Source organism: Vibrio sp. 2304 (assembly GCF_033339475.1).
In the GTDB taxonomy this organism is placed as follows: Bacteria; Pseudomonadota; Gammaproteobacteria; order Enterobacterales; family Vibrionaceae; genus Vibrio; species Vibrio alginolyticus.
On record NZ_JAWOUQ010000001.1, the window covers coordinates 770,428 to 783,486 of the forward strand.

Consider the following 13,059-nt stretch of genomic DNA (forward strand, 5'->3'; position numbering starts at 1 on the left):
CGCAAGTACCGATAGACATAACATGGTGTCGAATTAAAGTCTCAGGTTTGAGGCGCTTGATACTAAATTGGAACAGGAGTGAATAAGACATTGTTTAGTTTGCGGTATTACTCAGCGTTTCGCATACTGAGTTAATCCAAACAAATAATGTTAAAAAACGTGAGTTGCTAGCGGGTATCGGAATCGAGGTACCATCTCAGTAAATCGGTTTTATAAAAGGTTACTTTTATATGCTGAATAAGGCGATTTTTAAAAAAGCCATCATTTTTCTTCTGCCTATTCCCTTGGTTATTGGAGAGGTTTTGTATTTAGCTCGTGAAAGCGTGCAAAACAATCTCAATCATTTATTAGAAAAAAATGTGCAAATTGCAGATGAAATTTTATTCCAAATAGAGACAGAAAACCGCACGGCGCTGCTACACCCTGAACGATGTGAAGAGCTCCAGCAAAGCTTAATGTTTGAACGAGATATTGAAGAAATGCTCATTGTGAAAGAGGGAGTCATTACTTGTTCTTCGAAATTGGGAAGTATCTCTAAACCGTTAGCTGAGCACATCACCTTTCCTAAGGGACAAACGCTAGCGCTTGGTAGTGTTGATAGCTTGTACGATCAGTTCTTGCTAGTGGTAACGGAAGGAGAGCGGGGTTATCAAGCCGTAACGATTATCGATCATGACTACTTTAATGCGACAATAGGGTTTAACAACGATTTACGCCTAAAACGCTCTGCGCTGTTTATCCATGAGCAAGTTTCACCTGAAGGAGCATTAAGAGCGGGAAGTAATCCTATCGGTATCAAATCGTCGCAAATGTTTGAGTATGAAGCTTTGAGCGAAGCCAGCGATCTTTTCGTCAAACAGAGAACACTTTCCTATTTTTTGTACTCAATTCCAATTATTTTCGTGATCTACCTTTGCTTGTATGCGTTGAATAAGTTTATTGATCCTCATCGCAATTTGATACTGGATCTTAAAAGAGCGATAAAAAGAGGAGAGTTGACCCTGTATTACCAACCGCAAGTTAACGTTGATACCGGCCAGTTATTCGGGTTTGAAGCGCTAGTGCGATGGGAGCATCAAAGTAAGGGGTTCATTTCTCCGGATGAGTTTGTCCCTGCGGCAGAGCAAAGTGGATTGGTTTTTTTACTTACCGATTTCGTTCTGGATAAAGCGGCAGAGGACTTCAGTAAATTAGGCTTTGATCAGCCTGTCCACCTTGGTATTAACGTGCCGCCTGGTTATTTAGTCGGACCAAACGCGATCAGAAAAATTCAATTGCTCGACAGACAGTTGAGCCGAAACAAAGTCTCATTAGGGGTTGAGATAACAGAGCGTCAGCTCATTGATTCAGAGGCGAGAAAATGCATTGCAGCGCTGCGAGTGCATGGTATTGATGTGCTGATCGATGATTTTGGAACTGGCCAAACCTCGTTAGCATTTCTACAGCACATGCGCATAGATTACTTAAAAATCGATAAGTGCTTTGTCGAAACCATTGGTATTCCTAGCCTTAGTGCTTCTGTCTTAAAAGCGATGGTTCACTTCGCGGAAGAATTACAAGTACAATTGATCGCTGAAGGCGTGGAAACCATAGCGCAAGCTGAACACTTAAAGCAGATGGGAGTGAGATATCATCAGGGATACCTGTACTCCAAACCATTACCCTATGAGCAGCTTGCGCAGCGAAGTCATTATGATTGGTAGACGTTAGCTCTGTAACACTGAGCATTTTCATCAAACACAAACTCTAACTCATTTTTGATGCTATCTAAGCGGTCTTCTTGGTAGTGAGACACATACAATAGTTGGCTTAAATTCTCTCTAGCGATGAGTTCAAGTGTGTTCTTAACTAACCGTCTACCCAAAAAATCTAACCCTTGATACGGCTCGTCCAAAATCAATAATGTGGGTTGTTTCACGATGGCTCTTGCAATCAGTAACAGTCGCTGCTGGCCGTACTCTAATTGCTTAAATGAGTTTTTTTTGTACTGGCTCATATGTAAGATATCGAGCCACTCGTTTGCAATATCCATCTCTTTGCGAGTTGGCTGGTTATACAACCCGATCGAATCGTAAAATCCTGACAAAATGACTTCTAATGCGCTGCAATTGACTCGATATTGGAGGTGTAGCGCTGAAGACACCATGCCGATATGCTGCTTAATTTCCCAGATTGTCTCGCCAGTACCACGCTTTTTACCAAAAATATCAATGTCATTGCTGTAGCATTGCGGATGATCGCCAAAGATCAATCCAAGTAAGGTACTCTTTCCACAACCATTTGGACCTTTGACCTGCCAATGTTGGCCCTTGTCTATGCGCCAGTTCAAGTCAGTAAAAATCTTCTTATCGGTGTATTCAACAGCCCCATTCTTTAGTTCAAATATTGGGTTGTTGAATGGTGTCGAGTGCTGATGCTGACGTATCAAGCTCATCATTTCTTCACTCTGTTGCTTTGACTGAGATTTAATTTGTCCAATGATTGGATGATTATCCCAACTGGACTTATCCATTGTACTATCAAGCTTTCCTGCACTGAAAAGCGCGATGCTATTGATCCACTCAGGCATGTCAGATTCGCGAGAGAAGGTTATGAGTAGTTGCACATTTTGAGAAAGCGAGTGTAAATAGCGAGCGAGAGCAGCTCGGTGCGCAATATCTAAGCCAGTAAATGGATTATCGAGTAATACTAAGTCAGGTTGTGTGGCTAAAGCTCGGGCGAGCATTACTCTTCTGGTTTCTCCGGTAGAGAGAACACGGAAGCCACTATCTCTAAGATGACTTAGGTCGAGATCATTAATTAGCTGTTCAGTTAAGTTGGTGTCTTGGCTCTGCTCTAGGATTAATGAATAAACAGTGCTCCCTTGGTCGATACGATCAAGAAAATCCGTATCATCCTTTTCTAATTCTCTTTCCAGTAATCGCTGTTGCTCTGATAACGACACTTGCGCAACGGACAGCCCATTTAGCTCAATTTCCCCACTATCTGGTGACATTTCATCACAAATAAGGTCTCCAAGCAGAGAGCCAATATCTCCATCCGCGCTGAATATCCCCCAAGACTGCTGAGTGTTAATTTTCCAATCGTCAATAAACAAGTGTGTCGTGTTTCTCTTAGCTGCAAGCTGACGAAAGTGAATAGTCATTGCGTTTGTCTTCCTTGTTTTCGTTTTAGTGGATTACTTATAACAATTTACGAACTCAGTACGGAAGCGCTTTTGTGTATTAATTTTGAACAGTGCTCAGTCTTGTGCATATTAACGAAGCCTTGTATTAGAGGATAAAAATGCGACTAGAGTCATTAAGTAACAAGTAAACTTGTCAATAATTTTGTTTTATTTTTGAATCAACCTATCATTATGCATGTATATGTTATGCTGATAAATTCATATTTGCCGTTTGTTAATTAATCAATGTAAGGACACATGTTTATGAGTGAAACGGAATACGATTACCCCTCGAGTTACAGCCTAGTTTCCATTACCGATACCTCCAGTTACATCAAATATGCCAGTGAAAACTTTAATGAAGTCGCGGGGTTTGATGAAGGGGAGCTTATCGGTAAACCCCACAATGTTGTGCGTCATCCTGATATGCCAAAACAGGCTTTTAAAGATTTATGGACTCACCTGAAAACTGGCAAACACTGGATGGGAATGGTCAAAAATCGACGTAAAAACGGCGGCTATTATTGGGTTGACGCGTTTGCTTCTCCTATAAAATCTAATGGTGAAGTTGTGGAATACCAATCAGTGAGATTTAAACCTGAGCGTATACACATCCAGCGAGCGGAAAAAGCGTATTCGAAGCTTCGAAATAATCGTAAGCCGTGGAAAATGTATCTTCCTCGTACACGTTTGTGGATGAGATCGGCCTTCTTCCTTTTAATTTCAAACCTTCTTGGCTTACTCATTCTACAAATGAATCAATCACCAGTGATAGCGTTTGGCGTTGTTGCGTTACTTTCCGTTTTCTCTATTTATGTATTAACCAGACCAGTTGAGAAGCTCGCTAAACAGGCTAGGCAAGACTTCAACAATCCACTCATGGAATATATTTATTGCGGAAGAATCAACGATCTGGCTGAGATTGAGCTGGGTATGAAGATGCGTAAGCAATTTGCCAATGCGCTACTGGGGCGCGTTGGCGTGTCTGTAAAAGACTCTTGTGAAGAAACGCGCGCAAGTGCTAACAGTGCTGCGACAAATAGCCAGCAAGTGACGGAGAACTTAAGCGCACAGAAAGTGGAGATTGACTCGGTCGCAACAGCGGTCAACGAGATGCAAGCCTCTTCATCTGAGATATCAAATAATGCTCAAGCGACCGCCGAGGCTACGTTAGAAGCGCAAAATACGATGATAGACAGCCGTAGCGTTATCGATAATGTTAACCAATCGGTTTTAGAGTTGGTTGATGAGCTCGGCGAAATATCTAAAGTGGTCATACGTTTGAACCAACAAACCGAGCAAATTGGAACCGTTGTTGAAGTCATCAATGGTATTGCCGAACAAACTAATTTATTAGCGTTGAACGCTGCAATTGAAGCCGCGAGGGCAGGCGAACAAGGCAGAGGGTTTGCCGTTGTAGCAGATGAAGTGAGAACCTTAGCTAAAAGAACTCAGGAATCGACAACAGAGATTAAATCGGCCATTGAAGGGATTCAAAATGGGAGCAAATCAGCGGTTTCTGCGTTAGAGAAAGGTAACGAAATGTCGACCGGAACGGTAACATTGCTGGGTACTGCTTTGGATAGCATTCAACAACTGGAGTCCCTTGTTCAGGACGTCGTCGAACGAAACCAACAAATTGCGGTCGCGATAGAAGAGCAGGTTTATGTAACGGATGAAATAAATGAAAACATCCAGTCGCTTAATTTAAAGTACAGTGAATCGTATGAACTGATGACTGAAACGAATCATATGAACACCAAAGTGCAAAATTGCACCAATGACCTGTCTGAAATGATTAAGAAGTTTGCTTAAACTTTAGAAAATCGGAGTTAAAAGCCCGCTAAACATTAGCGGGCTTTTAACTGGAATATAGTGAAGTGCCGGATTCGTTTACGATCGAGGATTTCTAAATCTCGTTTTTGTAAGAGCTAAAACGACGAAAGCTCGCAATAAATGCGAGCTTTCTAAATAAGTGGCGGAGAGATAGGGATTTGAACCCTAGATACGCTATTAACGTATGCCGGTTTTCAAGACCGGTGCTTTCAACCACTCAGCCATCTCTCCGTTGTGGGCGGTATAATAAGGAGCATAGTCCGACTTGTAAAGTGCTGAATTATAATAGAAGTACTGTTTGCTTGTTTTATGATCACTGATGTGATGTTGGACAGTTTGAAAGCGGAGTGAAAAAGGGACAAAAAGTACCAATTTATAGAGTTTTTACTTTATATTGGCGCACGTCAATAAAATGGTGTTTTATTGTTATCTTGCTGATATATAAGACATAACATGCTTTTAGGGTACATGTGTTCGCCCGAAAGTATTTGCAAGACTTTGTGAACTAATTCAAAATTAACTGGTATAGCCAGTTGTGCTTAGAATTCTTAAGGGTGTTTATGAAGGTCACAAATCTATTTAAAGACAAAGTTGATGCGATTTCTGCTCATCAATCCGAGTTTATGAATTGGATGTCTCCAACGTTACGCGATTATTGGAGTGACTTTTTGGGGAAAGCTCAAAATAGCTTTCTTTTCTCAAAAGTTCGTGATCACCAGCAGCCAGCCGTCAACGAAGAAGTTGCACCTCAACCTGCACCGATCGTAATGGCACCTGAGGCTCAAAAGCTTTATGACGAGTTAAGTGAAAAAATTGGCGAAGTTATTCACACTGGTGATTGGGTTCATGTGTCTCAAGAACGTATTAACCAATTTGGTGCGGTAACGGAAGACATGCAATGGATTCATACTGATCCAGAGCGTGCTTCAACTGAATCTCCATTTAAGACAACTATCGCTCATGGCTTTTTAACATTAGCATTGCTGCCTAAACTGACGGATTCAGTCGATCCAGACAAGCCAATGTTCCCAACAGCTAAAATGGTAGTTAACTTGGGTTTAAACCAAGTCCGTTTCCCTTACCCTGTCAAAGCAGGCAATAATGTTCGTGCAGTCAGCACGTTAACAAAAGTAACGCCAATCAAAAAAGGTTTGGAGATTGAGCGCGAAATTAAAGTGGAAATTGAAGGTATTCGTCGACCTGGTGCGGTTGTGGTCTCTGTAATTCAACTGCATTTCTAATTCCGAAACCGGAGAGAACACTACATAGGAAAAGAGAGCATCAAGGTGCTCTCTTTTTTATTTTTACTGATTAAAGTTTTTTACTGGCGTATAACCGTAATCTGCAATCGCTTTTTGTCCCTGCTCTGAACGAAGGAAAGCGATAAAACCTTTACCTGCATCGCTAATCTTATCTACTTTGTATAGCACTAGGAATGGTCGCGCCAACTTGTACTTATGATTGCTAATGTTTGTCGAGGTTGGGTCAATACCATCTAACTGAATCGCCTTGATCGAGCGATCTACTGACCCTACAGAGATAAAACCAATGGCGCGAGTGTTATGGTTAACAATGGTTTTTACCATGCTGTTGCTGTTTACAACCAAGTTGTTTGGGCTGATATCCGAGACAAGGCGATCATTAACGATTTTGGTCAGTCCCAGCAAGCTTTCGAAGCTGTAACGTGAACCTGAAGACGCTTCTCTAGTAACCACCGCGATAGGCTGATCTGCGCCCCCGACCTCTTTCCAATTCTTAATTTTACCTTTGTAAATATCAAATAGTTGTTGCTGAGAAAGGTTTTCTATAGAGTTGGTACGGTTTACAACAACAGCGAGGCCATCATAAGCGATAGGGTATACATTGAGATCTTCACCTTTTTCGCTTTCAGTCAGATAGCGAGAGCTCATGCCTATTTCGGCTACTCCTTTATTGACCATGGTGATACCAGCACTCGAACCAATGCCCTGAACAGCAACGTAATCGTCTGGGTGTGTTTTGTTGTATTCCTCAGCAAGTACATCCATCACACGAGCAACCGACGTTGACCCTGAGATGTTGATTTCTTTTGCAATGGTAGGGAGGGAGACTGCTATGGCCAATAACGTCGCCACAGTAAAACGTAACATATTAAACTCCATATACGGGATAAAGCAGAGTTTATGATATTGCGTTCAGGTTACACTTTTGTGAACTGTTAGCGCTAAACAGGGGAATTGTTTCTAGTCAAGAGGTGATGGAGCTAGCGTTTCCAAGTGGATTGAGATGATAATCTGGGCAAATGATAATATAGCTATCTTATACTTGAGTTAGGTAGATAACTACCATCGGTGATGATGTAAAGGTTATATACTAGGATCGACAGCTCTAACTATCATCCATCGGGAGAACGTTGATGTCAGTGTCCCAAATGGCGACAAGTCGTTTATACAAATCAGTTCAATCGCTCTGCTCTGTGCGTAATGCTAACTTGCCTGTCGAACAGGGCAAGTGCCTCTATGAGCTAGTAGAAAATGGTGTTGAGCTTCATCGGGCGCATTTTCTCCTCGACTCCCAGCATAGCGAGTATACTTCTCCCGTCGCGAAGATCATGTTTGATGAGGACAACCAACTTTGGTATTTCTATGTTCCCACATATCACAACGAGCTGTTAAGGTGGGTGCCTTATAAGCCACTTCCATTTAGCCGAATGCTTGAGGACTTACTCAACGAATTGGAGCGTGATCCTCAAGCGTGTTTTTGGGAATAGGGCGAGCCCAACGGATGCGAATGCCGACATGATTTATACTTTAGGCTTAACGACTTGGTTTCTAAAGTCTTTGGGGGTCATGTTGTAAACGGATTTAAATGCTGTACTGAAATGCGCTGCACTTTTAAAACCAGACTCAAACGCTATTTCTGTTATTGATTTTTCTGACTTGCGCAGTTGGGTTGCTGCGAAGTTTATCCGTTTCACCTTTAATATCTGAGAAAACGAAAGATCATCTGCGGCGAGGCGACGTTTCAAGGTCGCGATGGACATGCTCATATGAGCCGCTAAGCCTTCTAGCGTGATGTCTTTTTCAATATTACCCTCAATGTACTTAATGGCTTTTTGAGAGTCGCTCAGGCTACTTGCATCATCTATGATAGATAGGATGTTTGGCTCTACCTCAACCATCAACGACAGCAATGCCATTGCGATATGGCTTTGTGTGTAGTCTGGAGCGTTGCGACTCGCTAACTTAACCAACATGTCCTTCAATTGTGCTACTTCGCTACCGGATTGCGTCGAAAAAGGATAGAAGCGCCTTTCTTCCGTTTTGGAACGTAGCATCGGGTGCGCTTTCTTAAAGTCACAGAATATGTTTGGGTTGAAGACCAAAGCCAGTGCTTTAAAGCCACCGTCACTAGAGACGGCCTCTGCACTGCTCAGATCTGCGGAGTTATAGAGTGTGAAATCTCCGGCTTTAAGTTCAAATTGCTCACCATTAGGTTGATGAACTAATAGGGCACCTTCTTCAACAATATATAACCCATTATGTGTTGCAGTGTAACGCTCACTTTTGCGCGCAGTGAAGTGATTAAAGCGAATGATCTCAATGTTCGGCATACTCGTTCTTATCGTTTTACATAACAAATAAAAAAGGCGCTCAATAGAGCGCCTTTTAACTTCATTCGGTATTATTCACTTACAGTCTGTTCTGTTTGTGCTGCTGGTTGTTCAGCGAATACCTGGGTTGGCTTTGCAACTAAACTGCGGTTTTCTTGGTTTACGTCCGTAAGGACAATTTCCAATGTATCCCCAAGTTTGTATACGACCTCTTTATCGATAGAGATGGTACCGTTGTCGCCATTGCACTCAATTCTTTCTTTATTATCAAGAATTAGTGCACCAGGAATAAAGGCTGCTGCGCCATTTTCGAGAAGTCGGACACGTGCGCCTGCACGATTAATATCGAAAATCTCACCTGTGAAACAAGTTTTCTTGCTCGGCTCATCAGCAAGCGTGCGTGCATATAGCCAATCTGAGACATTTCGCTCAGCGATTTTATGATGTTTACGATGTAGAGCTAGCTCTTCGCCTACTTGGTCATCTGGTTTTTGTACGGGTTCTTTACCAAGGATGACGGCCTTCAACATACGGTGGTTGATCATATCACCGTATTTACGAATTGGTGATGTCCAAGTTGCATAGATGTCTAAACCCATTGCGTAATGAGGCAGAGGCTGATTACCCACCTCACTGTATGCTTGGAACTTACGAATGCGGTTATCTAGATAAGACGTTTCTTGAGCTGCCAACCAGCGGCGCAACGCAGCAAAGCCTTCTAGCGTAGCAATAGACTCCGCTGTGAACTCCAACTGGCCTTCTGGATTGACAAGTTGAACCACTTCTTCAATCTTCTCGTTCTTGATACCTGCATGCGTATTGAAGACACCTGTTTCAAATTTATCGCGTAATGTACGACCTGCACAGATGTTTGCGGTAATCATGGATTCTTCAACAAGGCGGTTTGCACTGCGGCGCATGTCTGCGTGGATAGCGATTACATCGTTATCTTCACTGAGCTCAAAACGGTAGTCAGGACGATCAGGGAAGACCACTGCGTTTTTCTCACGCCATTCAGCGCGAGCAAGAGAGAACTCATAAAGATCACGAACGATGGTCGCGATCTCTTCAGATGGCGTCCATGCTTCAGAGCTGCCGTTTTCTAACCAATCAGACACGTGATCGTATGCTAGGCGTGCATGTGATTTGATGTTTGCTGCGAAGAATTTAATATCGTCGCCAATCACACCATCTTTACTTACCGTTACGGTACAGCAAATAGCAGGGCGGGTTTCACCTTCAATCAGAGAGCATAGGTTGTCCGCTAAATCACGAGGTAACATCGGGATGTTGCGGCCTGGAAGATAAATAGTATAGCCACGCTCACGTGCTACTTTATCCATTTCATCTTCAGGTGTGATGTAGGCGGTTGGGTCCGCAATAGCGATGGTGAGTTCGAAATCGCCAGATACGGTTTTCTTCGCGTACAGCGCATCGTCCATATCTTTAGTCGATTCACCGTCGATAGTGACGAATGGAACATGAGTCATGTCTACGCGTTCTAGCTCCGCGTCGTCTTTCAGTTCCCAGTTATCGATGCCTGATGGCTCAGAGTTTGGTAGATCGTTTTGAGCAAGCGTTACCCACCAAGGCGCAATTTTATCATTCGCGTCAGTGATTTTTTCAGAAATTTCTACGAAGAAAGAGTTATCGCCTTTTAGAGGGTGGCGAATAAGATGTGCGACAACCCAATCACCTTCGGCGAACTCGTCAGGTTTAAGACCTTTCTTTAGTTTCGCTTTAAGAGATAGCTTTTTAAGCTGTGGGTGATCAGGTGCTACGTTAAGCTTACCTTTAAACAGTTTTACGCGACCAATAAAGCGAGTCACGGCTTGTTCCAGCAGCTCTTGTGGCTCTGCAACTTCGCGTTCATTTTCGGTGCGGATAATGGCGACGACTTTGTCACCGTGCATGCACTTTTTCATGTACGCAGGCGGGATGAAGAAGCTAGTCTTACTGTCCACTTCCAAAAAGCCAAAGCCTTTATCTGTGGCTTTTATTGAGCCTTCTTTTTTAGGCAGGTTTTCTTGGATTTGCTGCTTAAGCTGAGCGAGTAGTGGGTTATCTTGAAACATCTTTTCTTAAATTACCTATGGAGTTGGGCACACTATAATCATTGCGAGCTATTATTACTACCTGTGGAGCGTAATTTCGCCGTGAATTTTGCCAATTTAACCACGAGAAATTGGCTTAAATATTGATGAAATTCTCATCTGTGAGTTACGCGAATCTACGGGGAATGGTAGGGCTGGTGGAAAAATATGCTAAAAATACCATTGTTGAGAATAAATTGTGATGTAATTCAATTTTTTCTGGATTTTTTTATGCTTTTAAGGAATAATCCGCCTCCCTTAGTCGTCCCTAATGGCTTATCGCGGTTGTGTACTGTGCTGTGTTCCCGTCTGAATGGAATCAGTATCTGGATGGATCAGTATCGAATTGGAAGAGCATATGGGACTGTTTTTTTGTTTAATTAAGTAGGATCCCAATGCAAGATTCTGTTATTCAATTCAGTGATTTATCTCTGAATGATTCTATCCTTTCTGCTCTAGACGGAATGGGTTTCGTGTCACCAACTCCAATTCAGGCTGCGGCAATCCCACACCTATTGGAAGGTGCTGACGCGCTGGGTAAAGCTCAAACAGGTACAGGTAAAACAGCAGCGTTCTCTCTGCCTCTTCTCAACAAACTCGATCTAAACCAACGCAAACCGCAAGCGATTGTACTTGCTCCGACTCGTGAGCTGGCAATTCAGGTTGCAGCGGAAATGAAAAACCTTGGTAAAAATATCAAAGGTTTGAAAGTTCTAGAGATTTACGGTGGCGCATCTATTGTCGACCAAATGCGTGCTCTTAAAAGTGGCGCTCATGTAGTTGTCGGTACTCCAGGCCGTGTTCAAGATCTTATCAATCGCGAACGTCTACACCTAGACGAAGTTAGTACTTTCGTTCTTGATGAAGCAGACGAAATGCTAAACATGGGTTTCGTAGATGACGTAACTGCGATCATGGAGCACGCTCCAGAGTCAGCACAACGCGTTCTGTTTTCTGCAACTATGCCTCCAATGCTGAAGAAGATCGTTGAACGCTTCCTTCGTGACCCTGTAACGGTTGACGTTGCTGGTAAAAACCACACTGTAGACAAAGTTCAACAACAGTTCTGGGTAGTGAAAGGTGTAGAGAAAGATGAAGCAATGTCTCGTCTTCTTGAAACTGAAGAAACTGACGCGTCAATCGTATTCGTACGTACTCGTCAAGATACTGAGCGTCTGGCTGACTGGCTATCTGCACGTGGCTTCAAAGCAGCTGCACTGCACGGTGACATTCCTCAGTCTCTACGTGAACGTACTGTTGATCACATCAAACAAGGTGTTATTGACATCCTAGTTGCAACTGATGTTGTAGCTCGTGGTCTTGACGTTCCACGTATTACGCACGTATTCAACTACGACATCCCATTTGATGTTGAGTCATACATCCACCGTATCGGTCGTACTGGCCGTGCTGGACGTAAGGGTAAAGCGATCCTTCTAGTTCGCACTAACCAAATTCGTATGCTTCGCACTATCGAGCGTGTAACTAAGTCATCTATGGAAGAAATCCAACTTCCTCTACGTGACCAAGTTGCTGAAGCTCGTCTAGCTAAGCTAGGCGCTGAGCTTGAAGCAGAGAAAGAGCACAAAGCACTAGACAAATTTGCTGAGTTGGTAGAGAAACTACAAACTTCTCTAGACATCGACCCAGCAACACTTGCTGCTATGCTTCTTAAGCGTCAGCAAGGCAAACGTCCTCTGTTCTACATTGGCGAAGACCCAATGGTTGAAGCAATTGAGCGTGACAAGCAACGTCGTAAAGAGCGTCGTGAAGGTGGTCGCGATGGCGGTCGTAACTTCAACAACCAAGACTGGGATACTTACCAGCTTCAAGTTGGTCGTGAGCAAGGCGTTCAAGTTAAAGACATCGTTGGCGCTCTAGCAAACGAACTAGGTCTAGGTAAAGGTTCTATCGGTGCGATCAAGCTAGCTCAAGGTCACACATTCGTACAGCTACCTAAAGCAATGACTTCAGACGCGGCGAACAAGCTAAGCAAACTACGTATCCGTCAACAAGATGTTGGTGCTGTAGTATGTGACTTCGATGATTTCCGCGAGTCTCGTGGTGGTCGCCGTGACGGTGGTCGTCGCGATGGTGGTCGTCGTGATGGCGGTGGTTACCGTGGCAACCGCGAAGGCGGCAATCGTGGTGGTGATCGTCGTGAAGGCGGTCGTCGCGAAGGTGGCTTCCGCGGTAACCGTGACGGCAACCGCGATGGCAATCGCGAAGGTGGCGAACGTCGTTTCGATCGCAACCGTGGTGGTGATCACCGTGGTGCACATCGTGGTGAACGTGGTCACGGTCGTGGCCGTCGTACAGACGCATAATCACGAGTGATTAAAGCGACGGTTTAAGTTGCTACACAAAGAATT

The 13,059-nt window shown here is 43.5% G+C and carries 9 protein-coding genes and 1 tRNA gene; 5 read left to right on the forward strand and 5 right to left on the reverse strand.

Annotated elements, in window-relative coordinates:
- The first annotated feature begins 230 nt into the window (after positions 1 to 230).
- Positions 231 to 1,703, forward strand: coding sequence for an EAL domain-containing protein (locus R7P64_RS03500; protein ID WP_025768976.1), 1,473 nt, complete (start codon positions 231 to 233; stop codon positions 1,701 to 1,703).
- Here R7P64_RS03500 and modF read toward each other — a convergent pair.
- Positions 1,691 to 3,145 (reverse strand): molybdate ABC transporter ATP-binding protein ModF, encoded by a 1,455-nt coding sequence (modF, locus tag R7P64_RS03505; RefSeq protein WP_285386066.1) that lies wholly within the window; start codon positions 3,143 to 3,145, stop codon positions 1,691 to 1,693. The two genes, R7P64_RS03500 and modF, sit on opposite strands and share 13 nt — an antisense overlap.
- Positions 3,146 to 3,430: 285 nt before the next feature.
- Between modF and R7P64_RS03510 the strand changes: the two genes are divergently transcribed.
- Positions 3,431 to 4,981: a PAS domain-containing methyl-accepting chemotaxis protein gene (locus tag R7P64_RS03510; protein WP_198556859.1), complete on the forward strand. Its 1,551-nt coding sequence runs from the start codon at positions 3,431 to 3,433 to the stop codon at positions 4,979 to 4,981.
- Between the two features lie 161 nt (positions 4,982 to 5,142).
- Here R7P64_RS03510 and R7P64_RS03515 read toward each other — a convergent pair.
- Positions 5,143 to 5,233: transfer RNA gene (locus R7P64_RS03515), tRNA-Ser, on the reverse strand.
- Between the two features lie 329 nt (positions 5,234 to 5,562).
- Here R7P64_RS03515 and R7P64_RS03520 point away from each other — a divergent pair.
- Positions 5,563 to 6,243 (forward strand): MaoC family dehydratase, encoded by a 681-nt coding sequence (locus R7P64_RS03520; protein WP_005375670.1) that lies wholly within the window; start codon positions 5,563 to 5,565, stop codon positions 6,241 to 6,243.
- 63 nt (positions 6,244 to 6,306) lie between these two features.
- Here R7P64_RS03520 and R7P64_RS03525 read toward each other — a convergent pair whose 3' ends face one another.
- Entirely contained in the window at positions 6,307 to 7,131 is an 825-nt protein-coding gene (locus R7P64_RS03525; RefSeq protein ID WP_285386069.1) for a phosphate ABC transporter substrate-binding protein, read from the reverse strand.
- Positions 7,132 to 7,397: 266 nt separating this feature from the next.
- Here R7P64_RS03525 and R7P64_RS03530 point away from each other — a divergent pair, with 266 nt between their 5' ends.
- Entirely contained in the window at positions 7,398 to 7,751 is a 354-nt protein-coding gene (locus tag R7P64_RS03530) for a DUF3024 domain-containing protein (protein WP_285386071.1), read from the forward strand.
- Positions 7,752 to 7,784: 33 nt separating this feature from the next.
- Here R7P64_RS03530 and R7P64_RS03535 read toward each other — a convergent pair whose 3' ends face one another.
- Positions 7,785 to 8,594, reverse strand: coding sequence for a helix-turn-helix transcriptional regulator (locus R7P64_RS03535; protein ID WP_151515454.1), 810 nt, complete (start codon positions 8,592 to 8,594; stop codon positions 7,785 to 7,787).
- Between the two features lie 71 nt (positions 8,595 to 8,665).
- Positions 8,666 to 10,669, reverse strand: a complete 2,004-nt coding sequence (gene rnb / locus R7P64_RS03540) for an exoribonuclease II (protein WP_318123172.1) — start codon at positions 10,667 to 10,669, stop codon at positions 8,666 to 8,668.
- Between the two features lie 413 nt (positions 10,670 to 11,082).
- Between rnb and R7P64_RS03545 the strand changes: the two genes are divergently transcribed.
- Positions 11,083 to 13,014, forward strand: coding sequence for a DEAD/DEAH box helicase (locus R7P64_RS03545; RefSeq protein WP_005375680.1), 1,932 nt, complete (start codon positions 11,083 to 11,085; stop codon positions 13,012 to 13,014).
- Positions 13,015 to 13,059: the final 45 nt, after the last annotated feature.

Excerpts from the sequence above, each read along its gene's own strand:
- R7P64_RS03520 (WP_005375670.1), top strand. The coding sequence starts at position 5,563 with ATGAAGGTCACAAATCTATTTAAAGACAAAGTTGATGCGATTTCTGCT.
- R7P64_RS03545 (WP_005375680.1), top strand. The coding sequence starts at position 11,083 with ATGCAAGATTCTGTTATTCAATTCAGTGATTTATCTCTGAATGATTCT.
- R7P64_RS03535 (WP_151515454.1), bottom strand. The coding sequence starts at position 8,594 with ATGCCGAACATTGAGATCATTCGCTTTAATCACTTCACTGCGCGCAAA.
- R7P64_RS03510 (WP_198556859.1), top strand. The coding sequence starts at position 3,431 with ATGAGTGAAACGGAATACGATTACCCCTCGAGTTACAGCCTAGTTTCC.
- R7P64_RS03500 (WP_025768976.1), top strand. The coding sequence starts at position 231 with ATGCTGAATAAGGCGATTTTTAAAAAAGCCATCATTTTTCTTCTGCCT.
- modF (WP_285386066.1), bottom strand. The coding sequence starts at position 3,145 with ATGACTATTCACTTTCGTCAGCTTGCAGCTAAGAGAAACACGACACAC.
- R7P64_RS03525 (WP_285386069.1), bottom strand. The coding sequence starts at position 7,131 with ATGTTACGTTTTACTGTGGCGACGTTATTGGCCATAGCAGTCTCCCTC.
- rnb (WP_318123172.1), bottom strand. The coding sequence starts at position 10,669 with ATGTTTCAAGATAACCCACTACTCGCTCAGCTTAAGCAGCAAATCCAA.
- R7P64_RS03530 (WP_285386071.1), top strand. The coding sequence starts at position 7,398 with ATGTCAGTGTCCCAAATGGCGACAAGTCGTTTATACAAATCAGTTCAA.